This window comes from Streptomyces sp. SID11385, assembly GCF_010548245.1.
Classification (GTDB): Bacteria; Actinomycetota; Actinomycetes; order Streptomycetales; family Streptomycetaceae; genus Streptomyces.
The window spans coordinates 1-503 of record NZ_JAAGLR010000062.1; the positions used below are offsets into that span (position 1 = coordinate 1).

The 503-nt window shown below is 79.9% G+C and carries 1 pseudogene; it reads right to left on the reverse strand.

The features are described 5' to 3' along the window. Positions 1-100: 100 nt before the first annotated feature. Positions 101-503 (reverse strand): annotated as a pseudogene (locus G3I42_RS02380) (hypothetical protein); the annotation flags it as partial.

The following is a 503-nucleotide window of genomic DNA, read 5'->3' on the forward strand; positions in this document are numbered from 1 at the left end:
CTCGCCCTCGCGTGACCGCCCGTCCCCGGCGGTCTCCCGGCGCCCGGCCCACTCCGCCCGTCCGGGCAGCGGACGGGCGGTCTCGCGCGCGGGCCCTCGTTCATTCCGCTCCCTTCACGGCGCGGGCGCCACCGGTGCCCGGGTCCGTGCCTGTGCCCGTGTCCGTACCCGCGCCCGTACCTGAGCCTGTGTCCGTTCCCGTGCCGCCCCGGCCGCGCCCCGTTCCCGGGGCGTGCGGCGGCTCCGCCGCGGCGAGGTCGCGCAGGACGGCTTCGAACATGCTCAGGGCCCGGCGCGGGTCCGGCAAGGCGAGGGGGTCCGGTGCGGTGAGCGCGGGCTCGCGCGCGGGGGGCGAGGGGCCGAGGAGCCCCGCGGTCGGTACGCGCAGGCGGAGCGCGGTGAGCGGGTCGCCGAAACGGTGGCCGCCGTGCACGGGGAAGGGGAGCCGCGCGCCGAGGTCCGCTTCGAGGTCGAGGGCGTCGAGGACGCCGCGCGCGGCAAGG